The sequence below is a fragment of the Stenotrophomonas rhizophila genome (genome assembly GCF_003651185.1).
Classification (GTDB): domain Bacteria; phylum Pseudomonadota; class Gammaproteobacteria; order Xanthomonadales; family Xanthomonadaceae; genus Stenotrophomonas; species Stenotrophomonas maltophilia_Z.
In genome coordinates this window covers 1,412,929-1,427,316 of sequence record NZ_RCDC01000004.1, presented here as the reverse complement: position 1 = coordinate 1,427,316, position 14,388 = coordinate 1,412,929, and the positions used below count along the sequence as shown (strand labels likewise).

At 67.6% G+C, this 14,388-nt stretch carries 13 protein-coding genes; 7 read left to right on the top strand and 6 right to left on the bottom strand.

What is annotated here, in order from left to right:
• Positions 1 to 115 precede the first annotated feature (115 nt).
• The gene (locus tag BCL79_RS06445; RefSeq protein ID WP_038686937.1) at positions 116 to 1,408 is read left to right on the top strand and encodes an adenylosuccinate synthase; all 1,293 of its coding nucleotides are present in this window, start codon (positions 116 to 118) and stop codon (positions 1,406 to 1,408) included.
• Positions 1,409 to 1,514: 106 nt separating this feature from the next.
• On the opposite strand, the gene BCL79_RS06440 is transcribed toward BCL79_RS06445, so the two are convergent.
• On the bottom strand, positions 1,515 to 1,928 hold the full coding sequence (locus BCL79_RS06440) for an EF-hand domain-containing protein (protein WP_121038860.1): 414 nt from the start codon (positions 1,926 to 1,928) through the stop codon (positions 1,515 to 1,517).
• 207 nt (positions 1,929 to 2,135) lie between these two features.
• Between BCL79_RS06440 and BCL79_RS06435 the strand changes: the two genes are divergently transcribed.
• Positions 2,136 to 2,489, top strand: a complete 354-nt coding sequence (locus BCL79_RS06435) for a DUF6966 domain-containing protein (RefSeq protein ID WP_147433863.1) — start codon at positions 2,136 to 2,138, stop codon at positions 2,487 to 2,489.
• Here the strand turns inward: BCL79_RS06435 and BCL79_RS06430 are convergent, their stop codons facing one another.
• Positions 2,490 to 3,185 (bottom strand): M23 family metallopeptidase, encoded by a 696-nt coding sequence (locus tag BCL79_RS06430; protein WP_121038854.1) that lies wholly within the window; start codon positions 3,183 to 3,185, stop codon positions 2,490 to 2,492.
• Between the two features lie 3 nt (positions 3,186 to 3,188).
• Positions 3,189 to 4,166: a L,D-transpeptidase family protein gene (locus BCL79_RS06425; protein WP_121038851.1), complete on the bottom strand. Its 978-nt coding sequence runs from the start codon at positions 4,164 to 4,166 to the stop codon at positions 3,189 to 3,191.
• A 203-nt stretch (positions 4,167 to 4,369) separates the two neighbouring features.
• On the opposite strand from BCL79_RS06425, the gene BCL79_RS06420 reads away from it, so the two are divergent.
• On the top strand, positions 4,370 to 6,502 hold the full coding sequence (locus tag BCL79_RS06420) for a methyl-accepting chemotaxis protein (RefSeq protein WP_121038848.1): 2,133 nt from the start codon (positions 4,370 to 4,372) through the stop codon (positions 6,500 to 6,502).
• A 94-nt stretch (positions 6,503 to 6,596) separates the two neighbouring features.
• Here BCL79_RS06420 and BCL79_RS06415 read toward each other — a convergent pair whose 3' ends face one another.
• Positions 6,597 to 7,457, bottom strand: a complete 861-nt coding sequence (locus BCL79_RS06415; protein WP_121038845.1) for a PA4780 family RIO1-like protein kinase — start codon at positions 7,455 to 7,457, stop codon at positions 6,597 to 6,599.
• A gap of 191 nt (positions 7,458 to 7,648) precedes the next feature.
• Between BCL79_RS06415 and BCL79_RS06410 the strand changes: the two genes are divergently transcribed.
• The 4 genes from BCL79_RS06410 (at position 7,649) to BCL79_RS06395 (ending at position 11,625) form a co-directional block, all read left to right on the top strand.
• Positions 7,649 to 8,779, top strand: a complete 1,131-nt coding sequence (locus BCL79_RS06410) for a type 1 glutamine amidotransferase domain-containing protein (protein WP_121038842.1) — start codon at positions 7,649 to 7,651, stop codon at positions 8,777 to 8,779.
• Between the two features lie 4 nt (positions 8,780 to 8,783).
• A complete protein-coding gene (locus tag BCL79_RS06405; protein ID WP_121038839.1) occupies positions 8,784 to 9,470 on the top strand; it encodes a response regulator transcription factor in 687 nt (228 codons plus the stop codon).
• Positions 9,467 to 10,732 (top strand): sensor histidine kinase, encoded by a 1,266-nt coding sequence (locus tag BCL79_RS06400; RefSeq protein ID WP_121038836.1) that lies wholly within the window; start codon positions 9,467 to 9,469, stop codon positions 10,730 to 10,732. Before BCL79_RS06405 ends, BCL79_RS06400 begins: the two co-directional genes overlap by 4 nt.
• A 104-nt stretch (positions 10,733 to 10,836) precedes the next feature.
• On the top strand, positions 10,837 to 11,625 hold the full coding sequence (locus BCL79_RS06395) for a hypothetical protein (RefSeq protein ID WP_121038833.1): 789 nt from the start codon (positions 10,837 to 10,839) through the stop codon (positions 11,623 to 11,625).
• 74 nt (positions 11,626 to 11,699) lie between these two features.
• Here BCL79_RS06395 and BCL79_RS20285 read toward each other — a convergent pair whose 3' ends face one another.
• Both BCL79_RS20285 and BCL79_RS06380 read right to left on the bottom strand, forming a co-directional pair.
• On the bottom strand, positions 11,700 to 12,188 hold the full coding sequence (locus tag BCL79_RS20285) for a HupB (RefSeq protein WP_183073684.1): 489 nt from the start codon (positions 12,186 to 12,188) through the stop codon (positions 11,700 to 11,702).
• Positions 12,189 to 12,224: 36 nt separating this feature from the next.
• Complete coding sequence (locus tag BCL79_RS06380; protein WP_121038830.1) at positions 12,225 to 14,315, bottom strand: catalase; 2,091 nt, start codon at positions 14,313 to 14,315, stop codon at positions 12,225 to 12,227.
• Positions 14,316 to 14,388 lie beyond the last annotated feature (73 nt).

Below are 14,388 nucleotides of genomic sequence, written 5' to 3'. Positions count from 1 at the left end.
CCCCAGCGTCGGCGCGCTCCCCGCTGGAGCCCGCCACCCCGCGCTGCGCGGCGACCCCGGCATGGTCCCAAACCCGCGGCCCCGATGGCCGCACAAAAACCAGGAGTTACCCGTCATGGGTCAGTCAGTTGTCGTGTTGGGTGCCCAGTGGGGCGATGAAGGCAAGGGCAAGATCGTCGATCTGCTCACCGAGGAAATCGGCGCTGTCGTGCGCTTCCAGGGCGGCCACAATGCCGGCCACACGCTGGTCATCAATGGCAAGAAGACCGTGCTGCACCTGATTCCATCCGGCATCCTGCGTGCAGACGCGCTGTGCCTGATCGGCAACGGCGTGGTGATCTCGCCGGCCGCGCTGCAGAAGGAAATCGCCGAGCTGGAAACCTCCGGCGTGGAAGTGCGTTCGCGCCTGAAGATCTCCCCGGCCGCGCCGCTGATCATGCCGTACCACATCGCCCTGGACCAGGCGCGCGAACGCGCCGCCGGCGGCAAGGCGATCGGCACCACCGGCCGTGGCATCGGCCCGGCGTATGAAGACAAGGTGGCACGTCGCGGCATCCGCATCGCCGACCTGCATTACCCGGCCCAGCTGGAAGAACTCCTGCGCACCGCGCTGGATTACCACAACTTCGTGCTGACCAATTACCTCAAGACCGACGCGGTCGATTTCCAGAAGACCTACGACGAAGCACTGGCCTTCGGCGAATACGTCGAGCCGATGAAGTCCGACGTTGCCGGCATCCTGCATGACCTGCGCAAGCAGGGTAAGCGCGTGCTGTTCGAAGGCGCCCAGGGCGCCCTGCTGGACATCGACCACGGCACCTACCCGTACGTCACCAGCTCCAACACCACCGTCGGTGGCGCATTGGCCGGTGCCGGCGTCGGCGCCGATGCGATCGACTACGTGCTGGGTATCGCCAAGGCCTACGCGACCCGCGTCGGCGGTGGCCCGTTCCCGACCGAGCTGGACGATGAAGTCGGCCAGGGCATCCGCGACCGCGGTGCCGAGTACGGCGCCTCGACCGGCCGCCCGCGTCGTTGCGGCTGGATGGACATCGTCGCGCTCAAGCGCGCGGTGGCCATCAACGGCATCAGCGGCCTGTGCATCACCAAGCTGGACGTGCTCGACGGCATGGAAAAGCTCAAGGTCTGCATCGCGTACGAATACCGCGGCAAGCGTACCGAATACGCCCCGCTGGACGCGCAGGGCTGGGAAGAATGCACGCCGGTGTACCTGGAGTTCCCGGGCTGGACCGAGAACACCCACGGCATCACCAACTGGGATGACCTGCCGCCGGCCGCCCGCGCTTACCTGCGCGCGCTGGAAGAGCTGGCCGGCTGCCCGGTGAGCATCGTCTCGACCGGCCCGGACCGCGACCACACCATGGTCCTGCAGGATCCGTTCGCCTGATCAGGCGCGTAGTGCCGGGCCATGCCCGGCATTGCGTGACTGTGTAAGGTGCAAGGTGTGAAACGAAGCCCCGCGCAAGCGGGGCTTTTTCGTTGCCTCGCCCCCTTCAGCGCCGGCCGACGCCCATCTGCAGTTCCGACAGTTCAAGGTTCTCATCGTGGTTGGCATCCAGGCTCTGGAAGCGCATCTGCGAGGAGCGACGCATCTCCTCGGCACTCAATTCGCCATCGCCGTTGAGGTCGGCGATGCGTACCCATTCCGCCGCCGAGAACTCGCCATCGCGTTGTGGGCCGAGCACCGCCTGCACTTCATCCACGCTCACCCGGTAATTGTGATCCGCATCGACCAGGCGGAAAAAAGCATCTCCGTCGTACTCATCGCGACTGACCTTGCCGTCGCCATTGCGGTCCAGCATCGCGAAACGATCCGGCGCGGTGGCAGGCAGGTCCTGCGCCGCGGCGGCGCTTGCGGCGACAGCGCCGCAGAGAAGGAGCAGGGCAACGCGGTGCGCGAGCATCATCACAGCTGTCTCCAAGACCGCAGGGGGAGGGGGGCATGCCTTCAGCACGCAGTGTCCGCCGCGTCGATGCCCGGGGCAACGGCAATTTCCCGCATTCGCGACAGTAGTTTTACTGGTTGCCCGTGCCCATCGGACCGGCGTGACCACGTCCGCCAGCGCGGGCCCATGGCATGCTGTGCAGCCTCACCAATCAGCAGGGGCGACAGGGTGTCTGAAGATCACGTGGCCACCGGCATGAGCAGCGCGGACCGCGCGTTGCATGCGGTGGTGTCCGAGCTTGAAGCGTTGCTGCGCAGCGACGGGGAAACCCACTGGGCCGACTGGATGCAGCGGGTCATCACCCAGCTTGAGCAGGGCGATCCAGGCGCGCCGGAGAGCGTGCTGCGCGCCTATGGCGGCATGGGGTCGTTCAATGATGTTGCGTTGGGCCTGGATTACAGCAACGGCCACTTCCAGTGGCGCGCAGACGCGGGTGAACTCAATGAGCGCCTGGATGCACTGCGCGGTCGCGCCTGGCAACTGGCGCGGGCGATCCGGGACGCCCCCCCCGGTACGCGTTGATCAAAGGGCCTGCTGCCCCTTCAACACCGGATAAGGATTGATCGATTCGCCTTTCCACCACTGCTTTTCCGGACCCAGTACATGGATCTCGAAATGCAGGTGGGGCGCCTCGGGACTGGCGTTGCCGGTGCTGCCGACATAGCCGATCACCTCACCGCGCTTGATCGTCTTCTTCTCGGCCAGCCCATCGGCGTAGCGGTCCAGATGCGCGTAGTAGTAGCAGTAGCGACCGCTTGGCTCGAACTGGTACACCGTCAGTCCGCCGCGCACACTGTCGAACAGTTTCTCCACCGTCCCGTCCGCGACGGCCAGCACCGGCGTCCCGTTCGGCGCCAGGATGTCGATCGCATCATGCACGCGGCCTTCGCTGCGCGCATCGGTGAAGGTGTCCTGCAGCTGATCGGCCCCGATGCCCTGCACGGGCAGCAGCAGCGCGCCCGCCGCGCCGCTTGTCGGTGCGGGTGTCGAACCGCCCGCGTCCGGCGCGGGCGGTGTGGCTGACGTGTCGGCAGGCACCGGGTTCGTGGCCGGCGTCGTCGGCGGCGGGGCATCAAGCGCTGCGCGGGCCGAACTGGTGGCCGATCCCACCTTGGCCGGTTCGGCGGCGCCGAGCCGGGCGGAGGGGCCGGGCCCCAGCAGCCAGTAGCCGACCACGCCGATCACCAGTCCTACTGCCAGCAGTCGAAAGGTCTTCATGGCTTACTCCTGCATCACGACCGGCACCGAGGTATCGACCGCAGCGGCGACCTGCAGCGCATCCCAGTTGGTCATGCGCACACAGCCGTGCGATTCGGTCTTGCCGACATGGCCGGGTTCGGGCGTGCCGTGCAGGCCGTAGTGGGGCTTGGAGATGTCGATCCAGACCACGCCGACCGGATTGTTCGGGCCCGGCGGCAGGACCGCCTTGCTGTCGCCCGCCTTGGCATCCCAGAACAGCTTGGGGTTGTAGTGGAAGGTGGGATCGCGGGAGATGCCCAGGATCTTCCATTTCCCGATCGGCAGCGGGTCATGCTTGCTGCCCGAGGACACCGGAAACTGCGCGTAGACCTTGCCGTCCGCATCGAACAGCCGCAGCGTGGAGTCGGATTTGTCGATCACCAGCTTGCTGGCCTTCGGCAGCGGGGCGGCCGCGATGTTCGGCACCTGGATCACGCTGCCGGCCTTGCCCAGGTCCACGCCCGGATTGAGCGTCTTCAACAGCTCGGGGGAGGCGTGGAAGCGCTCGCCCAGCGCTTCTTCGATCGAACCGAAGCCCAGGGTTTTCAGCTTGGCCTGCGCGGCCGGACCCTTGGGCACCGGCTGGAACGGACCGGCCACGTCTTCCGCGGTGAGCGTGTAGCGCACCAGCGGCGGGGCGGCATCCGGCTGCAGCGCCTGCCAGGTGGCATCGTCCAGTTCGCCGCTGACCTTCAGCCCGCGTGCGGCCTGGAAGCCGGACACGGCGCGCTTCTGGTTGGAGCCGCGCTCCCCATCGATCTGGCCGGGGGAGAAGTGCGCGCGGTCCAGCAGCACCTGCGCATGCAGATCCGAGCGTGGCCCGGTCGCCAGCGGCGTCGCGTCGGCGTCCGGGATCGCGGCGGGCGCGGGTGCCGTCTGTGCGACCGCCCAACCGGAGGAGGCCCCCAGGGCGAGGGAGAGCGCGGTGAGGCGGGCGAAACGGTGCAGGCGAAGGGACATCGGCAACTCCAGCGGGAACGTGTTTCCACCATGCCTGCCGGGCGTGCGCACTTGCCGTGAAAAGCCTGACGGAGGGCTGAGCGGCGATGCGGGGGCAACGCCGGGGTTATGTGAATCCATTCACAGCGGGCTCACGGCCGTCGGTCAAGGCGCTGCGTCTGGCGCCGATACCAGCCCACCCCCCCACGTTTTTCGGATGTCTCATGGAATTTTTGCGGAACGTCAGCGTTGTCTGGCGTCTAGGCATGGGCTTTGGCCTGTTGTTGCTGCTGGTCGCGGCCGTCGTCGCCACCGGCGCCACCGGGAGTGCGGTACAGAAGCGCGCGATGCAGCAGGTGGTCGAGGTCAACGTGGCCAAGGTGCGGCTGCTCTCGGACATGCTCGATGCCAACAACCAGATGATGGTCGTGCGCCGGGAGATGCTGATCCGCCAGGGCGACGGTCTGGCCGAGGATGAGGCGCGCATCGCCGCGCTGGTCGCGCGCTATGAAGCCAGCTGGGCCGGCTACCAGGCCTTGCCCGCACAGCCGGAAGACAAGGCCGTCGGAGACGCCATCGCGGCCGCCCGCGCGGTGGCGCGTCCGCTCAACAAGCAGATGAGCGAACAGCTGCAGCAGGGCGATTTTGCCGCTGCCACGGCCCTCACCCTGGGCGCCGTGCAGGCCGCTGCCAATGGCTGGAACCAGGCGCTCAGCGATGGCGTGGTCTACGAGGAAAAGGAAAGCCGCGAGGCCGCTGCCGAAGCGATCCGGCTGGGCGAGCGGACCCTGCTGCAGCTGCTGGTGCTGGGCGCGATCGCGCTGGTGGTCGGCATCGCCGCCTCCGTGCTGATCGGCCGCAGCCTGACCGGTCCGCTGGCCCGCGCCGTCGGCCTGGCCACCCGGATGGCCAAGGGTGATCTGGCCCATGACGTCCATCTGGGCGGTCGCGATGAGATCACCCAGCTCGGCAACGCCATGGCCACGGTCCGCCAGGGCGTCCAGGGCGCGATCACCGCGCAGTTGGACATGGCCCGCCAGCATGAGGCCGGTGCCATCAGCCATCGCATGGACGAAACGGCCTTCCCGGGCGATTTCGGCCGGATGATCCGGGCCACCAACGAATTGGTCGGTTCGCACGTGGCCGTCGAGTTCCACATGGTCGAGGTGATGCAGCGCTACGCCATCGGCGACCTGAGCCGTGATCTGGACAGCTACCCGGGCGAGAAGGCCGTGCTGACCACCACCATGGCCACCGTCAAGGCCAGCCTGATGGCGATCAACCAGCAGATCGAGACACTGGCCTCGGCCGCACGTGCCGGCGACTTCTCCGTGCGCGGCGACGAGCCGGCGTTCCAGTTCCAGTTCCGCGCGATGGTCGCCCAGCTCAACGGGATGATGGCCAGCTCGCAGGCCAGCATCGCCGACCTGTCGCAGGTACTGCGCGCGATTTCCACCGGCGACCTGACCTCGCGCATGGACGGCCGGTACGAAGGTGTCTTTGCGCAGATGCGCGACGATGCCAACGCCACCGCGGTGCAGCTGACCGGCATCGTGCAGCAGATCCAGGGCGCGGCCGGCAGCATCAACGATGCCGCGCAGGAACTGGCGGCCGGCCACAATGACCTGTCGCGCCGTACTGAGCAGCAGGCAGCCAACCTGGAAGAAGCGGCGGCCTCGATGGAGGAGCTGACCTCCACGGTCCGGCAGAACGCCGAGCTGGCCAACCAGGCCGACCATGAAGCCCATGCGGCGGGTGCGGCGGTCAAGGCGACCGAGCAGGCGATCGCGCAGATGGCCGCGGTGATGAGCGAGATCGACCAGTCCTCGGCGCGTATCTCCGAGATTTCCTCGGTGATCGACGGCATCGCCTTCCAGACCAACATCCTCGCCCTGAACGCGGCCGTCGAAGCGGCCCGTGCCGGTGAGAACGGACGCGGCTTCGCGGTGGTGGCCACCGAGGTACGCACGTTGGCGCAGCGCGCCGGCACGGCGGCCAAGGAGATCAAGGACCTGATCGATGAGTCCAGCAGCAAGGTCAAGACCGGGCTGAGCGTCACCGTGCAGTCCGAAGCGGCGATCGCCCGCCTGACCCAGGCCAGCTCGCGCACCAATCAGCTGATGAGCGACATTGCCGCCGCGACCAAGGAACAGGCCGCCGGCATCGAGCAGGTCAACCAGGTGGTCGTGCAGATGGACCAGGTGACCCAGCAGAACGCGGCGCTGGTGGAAGAAGCCACCGCCGCCAGCCGCGCGCTGGAGCAGCAGGCGCACGCACTGACCGAATCGGTGGCGGTGTTCACGCTGGAGGACCCCTCTGCAGGCCTGCGCCGCCCGGCGTCACTGCAGGCCGCGTGACGGCACCCGCGCGCTGAGTTGGACGGAAAAGCCCCGCATCGGCGGGGCTTTTTTTCATGCCGATCCAGCCGCCCGGCGCAGCGGCGCGCCCGGCTCAGTCCTCGTTCTCTTCCGCTGCTTCGCGACCCTGCTGGCGGATCAGCGCTTCTTCGCGCGCATCGTTGATCGCATGGCGCACGCCATCCAGATCGATGCTGCTTTCATCCTGTTCGAACTCGCCCGTCAGCACGCTGTCCGGGAGCAGATCGCCGGCCTCGAACAGCGCCCACATCTCCTCGCCGTACCAGGTCTCCAGCAGCTCCGGCGCCCAGCGGCCCAGGTACGCGGTGAGGTTGTTGACGTCGCGCAGCAGCATCGTGCGCGCGGCATTGTTGCCCGCCGCACTGACCACCTGGGGGAAATCGATCACCACCGGGCCTTCCGGGCCGACCAGCACGTTGTACGGCGACAGATCGCCGTGGATCAGGCCGCAGCACAGCATCCGCACGACCTGGCGGACCAGGATCTGGTGGAACTCGCGGGCCTGTTCCGGACTGAGTTCGACCTCGCCCAGGCGCGCGGCGGAATACCCCTCGGCATCGGTCACCAGCTCCATCACCAGCACGCCGTGGAAGTAGCCGTACGGCTCGGGTACGCGCACGCCGGCATCGCGCAGCTGGTACAGCGCCTCCACTTCGGTGTTCTTCCAGGCCGCTTCCTGCTGCTTGCGGCCGTAATTGCTGGCCTTGCCCACGGCGCGCGCTTCGCGGCTGCCACGGACCTTGCGGCCTTCCTGGTACTGCACGCGCTGCTGGAAGCTGCGCTGCGCCATGTCTTTGTAGACCTTCGCGCAGCGCACATCGTCGCCGCTGCGGACCACGTATACCGCTGCTTCCTTGCCGCTCTTGAGCGGGCGGAGCACTTCATCGATCACGCCGTCGTCGATCAGCGCCTGCAAGCCTTGGGGGGTCTTCACGGTATCTCGGGAATCGGCTGGCGCGGGGCCTGCCCTGGAGGGGGAGGGATTTTCGCATCTTCGGGCCGATGGAGCCATCGACACGGCGCTCGGCGGCCCGGTTGTTCAGCTGCGTGCACGTCCACGCGGGCTTGAACTCTGATTCACATCCGGCCTGCAGGCTGACGTCACTTTCCCAAGGAGTGCCGCCCATGATGCTGTCCCTGTTGCGCCATACCGGTGCCGTGCTGGCCTTGTTGCTGGCCGTTCCCTTGCTCCATGCCCGCCCTTCTTCGGCGGGCGATACGGTGCTCATCGTGGTCAGCGGCGAGGGCCGTGACCAGGGCAAGACCCGCCCCGGGTTCGAGATGGACGAATTCGCCCAGGCTTACCTGATCTTCCGCGACAACGGCCTGGCCGTGCAGGTGGCCAGCCCACGCGGCGGGCCGGTGGAGGCCGACAAGTTCGATGCCAAGGAGCCCTTCAATGCACGCGTCCTCGCCGATCCGGCCGCGGCCGCGTTGCTGGCCGATACCCGCGCCACCGCCACCCTCCGGGCGGCCGACTATGCGGCCGTCTACGTGGTCGGGGGCAAGGGGGCGATGTTCGATCTGCCCGCCGATGCCGCACTGCGCGGTCTGCTGGGCGCGATGCACGATCGCGGCGCGGTGGTCGCGGCGGTCTGTCACGGCCCGGCTGCGCTGGTGGACGTGCGGCTGGCGGACGGATCGCTGCTGGTGGCCGGGCGGCGCGTGACCGGCTTCACCAATGCAGAGGAGGGCGTGTTCGGCAAGCGCTGGGCGAAGGAATTCCCGTTCCTGCTGGAAACGGCGCTGCGCGAGCGCGGCGCGCGCTGGGAACAGGCGCCGCTGATGATGCCCAGACTGGTGGTGGACGGTCGCCTGATCACCGGGCAGAACCCGTATTCGACACCGGCCGTCGCCGAGGCGATCGTGCGCGCCACCGGTCGCACCCCGGTCACGCGCACGCCCTGGCGCGATGAGGCCAGCATGGCGCTGGTGCAGCGCCTGCTGGCCGGTGAGGGGGAGGCGGTCAAGCACGAGCTGGCCAGCAACCGTACGGGCTATCACGACCAACTGATCGGCGTGCTCGGCTACTACCAGCTGCAGGCCGCGCAGGACGATGCTGCCGTACGTGACGCGCTGGCGATCATGCAGCTGGCCGCGCCGTACATGAGCGAACCGCAGCTGCCGCTGGGCATCGCCCAGGCGCATTGGCGGCTGGGCGAGGTGGCACAGGCGCGCACGGTGCTCGGCAAACTGCTGGAAACCCACCCGGACATGGCCGAAGCTAAGCAGCTCAAGGACACGATCGAAGGCTGACACCATGGACGACGGCCTGCACATCCTGGTGATCGAGGACAACCCGGCGCTGCGCGCCGGCATGGCCACGCTGCTGGAGGCCCGCGGCCATCGCGTGGCCTTCGCCGCCGATGGCCGCAGCGGCCTGCAGATGGCGCTGGAAGAGCCGCCGGAGGTGCTGGTGCTGGACCTCACCCTCCCGGGCATGGATGGCCTGCGCGTGTGCAGCCATCTGCGTGAACAGGCCGACCGCCACATCCCGATCCTGATGCTGACCGCGCGCGACACGCTGGCCGACAAGCTGGTCGGCTTCCAGGCCGGTGCCGATGACTACCTGGTCAAACCGTTCGCAGGTGAGGAACTGCTGGCGCGATGCCTGGCCCTGGCGCACCGACACGGCCGACGCGGCGGGCACATGCTGCGTATCGGATCGCTCGGCATCGACCGCCGTAGCGGCGCCGTGTGCCGCGGTGAGCAGGCGATCGAGTTGCCGCAGACCGCTTATCGGCTGCTGGTGCTGCTCGCCGAAGCCTGGCCGCGCACGGTGACCCGCAGCGAGTTGATCCGCCGTCTCTGGGGCGATGAGGCGCCGCCGTCGGATCCGCTGCGCTCGCATCTGTACCTGCTGCGCCAGGCGTTGGACAAACCGTTCGAGCGGCCGATGCTCAAGACCGTGCACGATGTCGGCTTCAAGCTGGAGGCCGACGCATGACGGCACGGGTGCATTGCCTGCGCAACCGGTTGATGCTGGCTTTCGCGGTGTTCGCATTGGTGGTGGCCGGCCTGTTCGGCCTGTACGTGGCGGTATTCGTGTACAGCGTGGAGGATCGCTTCTTCGATGCGATGCTTGAGCAGGAAGCGCAGCAGCAGCTGGATCAGCGGGCCACCCGTGGGACGTGGTCGCCGCCGCGCAATGCGTTCACGACGATCCACGACAGCCCTGCCACGTTCCCGTCCGATCTCAAGGCCACCTTCGATGCCGAGCCCTGGCGCCGCGAGATCGCCGGTACGCAGGGGCGGCACTATCACCTGCGGCCGGTGCAGCCGGAAGGAGCCGCCACGCCAGGGTGGCTGGTCGCCGAGGTCAGCCAGCAGCTGGTGGTGCGGCCGATGCGCAGCCAGATCCTGGCGCTGCTGGCCTGGTCCGGACTGGCCGTGGTGGTGGTCGCCATCCTGGCCGGCGCATGGCTGGCTCGACGTACCACGCGGCCCTTGTCGAAGCTGGCAGCGCTGGTCGATGAGATGGTGCCGGACAGGCTGCCGGTGGGGTTCGCCGGGGGCTTCCCCGATGACGAGGTCGGCGTGCTCGCCCGCGGCCTGGACAATCTGAGCGGGCGCGTGCGTGCCTTCATTGCGCGCGAGCATGCCTTCACCCGTGATGCCAGCCATGAGCTGCGCACGCCATTGGCAGTGATCCGCAGCGCTACCGAACAGCTGGCCAGCGAACCGGGCCTGTCCGAGCGTGGGCGGCAGCAGCTTGAGCATGTGCAGCACTCGGCGCGGCAGCTCGAACAGACCGTCATCACCCTGCTCACGCTGGCCCGCGAAGAGAACGTGGAACAGGACGCGACACCACTGGCGGTGCTGCCGGTACTGGAACAGGTGGTGATCGAGCAGGCCGCGCTGCTGGAGGGCAAGCCGGTGGAAGTGCGGGTCGACGTGCCGGCCGACGTGCGCCTGCCGGTGCCCGGGCCGGTGCTGCACATGCTGCTGGCCAATCTGGTCGGCAATGCATTCGCGCATACCCGTTCGGGTGAGGTGCACATCGAGGTGGCGAGCGGGCGGCTTCGGATCCGCAACACCGCCCTGGCGGGCGATGCCGAGGCGATCATGCGGCCGTTCACCAGGGGCGAGGGCAGTGCCGGGTTCGGGCTCGGCCTGGCGATCGTGCAGCGATTGTGCGCCCGCTTCGCCATCGACCTGCGCATCGAAGGGAGCGAGCACGCCACGGTGGCCAGTTTCAGCGTGCAGTGAGGCGATCCGGCATGGCGGCCGCGGCGACCGGGTGCCATCCGGGGCGGGCCCGCTTCCGTCCATCGCCAAAGTGCGCGATGCTCTGCCGAACGGGGGAGGGGCGCATGGGCAACAGGGACGAGGGCAGCAGTCACGGGGATGTCCCGGCGGAGCAGACGCCGACCGATTGGTCGTTGCTGCCGATCACGCATGGCAACGAAGATTCGATGGTGGCCGTGATCTGGCGCCTGCTGCGGCAGGAGCCGGCGCTGATGGTGAGCGCGGGATATGTGTTCCTCTCCGTGCTGGGGCTGTGGTCGAGCTACTTTTTCTACTTCAAATTCCGGCTGTCGATCCTGGACTACCTGCAGGTCAGTGACTTCCTGGTCGCCGGGCTGCGCGATCCGGCCTACCTGTTGATCCTGTTGCTGGGGGCCCTGCTTGCCGTGGTGCTGGGCTGGCCGGAGACGCTGCGGCGGCGCAATCCTGCCAAGGTGGCACGCCTGCGCGCGAGGCACTGGGGATGGCGGATGCTGTTCTCGGAGTCGCCGTGGATGAACTGGGAATTCTCCGGGCTGCGCCCGCTGACCGGCATGTGCATTGCGGTGGTCTGCTTCATGGCATTCGGCGCGGCGCTGTATGCCCTCAGCTCGGCCGAGAAGATCCGCGATGGCAGGGGCGGTACGTCGGTGCAGGTCGTGCTCGGGGGTGACGCGGTCGCGCTGCCCGGCACTGCGAAACTGCTGGGTTCCAGCAGTGCGTTCGTGTTCCTGTGGTGGCCGGAACAACGGCGTGCCGAAGCCGTGCCGATCGGCTCGATCCGCCGGCTGCAGTCGATGCCGCTGCCGGTGAAACCGGTAGCACCTAGAACGGTCACGCCATCGAAGCCGTCCACCGTGCCAGCGCCGCGGTAAGCGCTGCGCCTGCGCTCTGCCGCGTGCTGCTCCAGGCAGCACGCGGTAGATGCACGGCGGGCCCTGTGCGCAGGTCAGGCCTTGCCGGCCGCTCGCTTTCGGGCGCCGGTCGTTGTCGTTTTTGTTGCCGTCTTTTTCGCAGGCGTCCGGGCGGCGGTAGTTGATGCGGATTTCCGGGTGGCCTGCTTCGCGACGGTCTTCTTCGCCGCTCTTTTTGTCGTCTTTTTGACCGCGGTTTTCGCTGTCGCTTTTTCAGCGGCCTCCTTCGCCGTTTTCGTTACGGTCTTCTTGGTGGCCTTCCCGGCGGCTGCTTTCGGAGCGGCCTTCTTGGCAGCGGTTTTCTTTACCGCTGCCTTCTTCGTCGGCGAGGTCTTCGCGGTCTTGGCGGCCGTGTTGTTCGCACTGCCGCGCTTCTTCCCGCCACCATCCTGCTTGTTGACCGTGGCCCAGGCGATGCGTTCGGCGGTGGCCTCGCTGCGGCCCCGCGCTTTCTCGCTTTCCTCGATGTGCTCGGCTGTGCGCTTCTGCTTGTCGGTATAGCTGGATTTATCACCGCGTGGCATGGTCGTGCTCCTGTCTGGTGACGAAGGTGGCGCCGCTCAGGCGAGCGCGCGCACCTTCGGTTCGCGGGCCCACTGCCGCGTAGCGGCGGCAGCAAGGAAGGCCTTTGCGTCCTCGGCCTCGACCACCCCGGCATCGTTGCCGACCCGGGCGACCTTCAACAGCGCCTGTGCGCCGTCGTCGGCGGCGATCGCCTTGAGGTGGGCCCAGGCATCACTGACGAAATCGATCGCGGCCGATTCCTTGCTCAGTTTCTTGGCGGCATCACTGCTGAGCACCACGGCGACCGCATCGAAGACCACCGACGGCGTGCCGGCCAACTGGCCGTCCGCGGCGAGCGTCTTGCCATCGCTGAGCCTGGCGCCACCGATCTTCGGTGCGACCAGCTTCACGCTGGCCCCGGCCTTGTCGGCGGCCTTGCGCAGGTTGGCGATCAGGGCCGCATCGGAGCCTTCGTCGAACAGGATGCCGATGCAGCGGCCGGTGAGCAGGTCCTTGGTGCGGCCGATGATCCGTACCTCGGGCGCCTTCGGGAAATCCTGCGCCGGGGTCTGCGTGGCGGCCGGCTCGGGCAGCGCAGGCATCGCCAGGCCATCGGCCACGCGCTTGGCGAGTGCATCGTCGATGTTGCGCAGGTGACTCACGGTGCGCTCGCGCACCTTGACCGTTTCCACCTTGGACAGCTCGAACACCAGTGCGGAGGCGAGGTGCGCCTGCTCCGGGGCTTCCAGGCTGCGGAAGAACATCCGGGCCTGGCTGTAGTGATCGGCAAAGCTCTCCGCGCGCACGCGGCCCTTGCGGCCGTCATCCGGCGCGGTGGCATGGCTGGGGAAGCCATCGGCGGTCTCACGCGGGCTGTCGCCCTGCAGCGAGCTGGGATCGTAAGCGACCCGGCCCTTCGGGATGTTCATCTGCATGTGGCCGTCGCGCTGGTGGTTGGCGAACGGGCACTTGGGCGCGTTGACCGGGATCTGGTGGAAGTTGGGCCCACCCAGGCGGCTGAGCTGGGTATCCAGATAGGAGAACAGGCGGCCCTGCAGCAGCGGATCGTTGCTGAAGTCGATGCCCGGCGGGACGTTGGCCGGGCAATAGGCGACCTGCTCGGTCTCGGCGAAGAAGTTGTCCGGCCAGCGGTCCAGCACCATGCGTCCGATCACGGTCAGCGGCACCAGCGACTCGGGAATGATCTTGGTCGAATCCAGGTGGTCGAACGGGAAGGCCTCGGCCTGTTCCTCGGTGAACAGCTGCACCGCCAGCTCCCACTCGGGGAAATCGCCGGCGGTGATCGCCTCGAACAGGTCGCGGCGGTGGAAGTCGTTGTCCGCGCTCTGCAGCTTGACCGCCTCATCCCACACGGTGGACTGGATACCCAGCTTCGGCCGCCAGTGGAATTTGACGAAGGTCGACTCGCCGGCATCGTTGATCAGCCGGAAGCTGTGGATGCCGAAGCCTTCGATGGTGCGCAGCGAGCGCGGGATCGTGCGGTCGCTCATCGCCCACATGATCATGTGCATCGATTCGGGCATCAGCGACACGAAGTCCCAGAAAGTATCGTGTGCGCTGGCCGCCTGCGGGAAGGCACGGTCCGGCTCCATCTTCACTGCATGGATCAGGTCAGGGAACTTGATCGCGTCCTGGATGAAGAACACCGGGATGTTGTTGCCGACCAGGTCCCAGTTGCCTTCCTTGGTGTAGAACTTCACCGCGAAGCCGCGCACATCGCGCGGGGTATCGACCGAACCGGCGCCGCCGGCCACGGTGGAGAAGCGGGTGAACAGCGGGGTGCGCACGCCCACTTCGCTCAGGATCCGGGCGCGGGTGTACTCACCCAGCGAGCGGGTCAGCTCGAAGTAACCGTGCGCTGCGCTGCCGCGCGCATGCACGATGCGCTCCGGGATGCGCTCATGGTCGAAGTGGGTGATCTTCTCGCGCAGGATGAAGTCTTCCAGCAGGGTCGGCCCGCGCGGGGTGGCCCGCAGCGAGTTCTGGTTGTCACCGATCGGGATGCCCTGGTTGGTGGTCAGCACCGGGTGGCCGTTGCCCGCACGCTGGTGCAGTTCATCCCCCTCGCCGCGGACATCGGTGGCGGGTGCAGGGGCGTTCTTCGTGCTTTTCTTGCTGGCGGCCATGAGGCGACTCCGGGAGCTGGCGGGAAGGGGGATCGCTTCACACTGGCGGCCGGGGCGTTAATCGAGGGTGCGA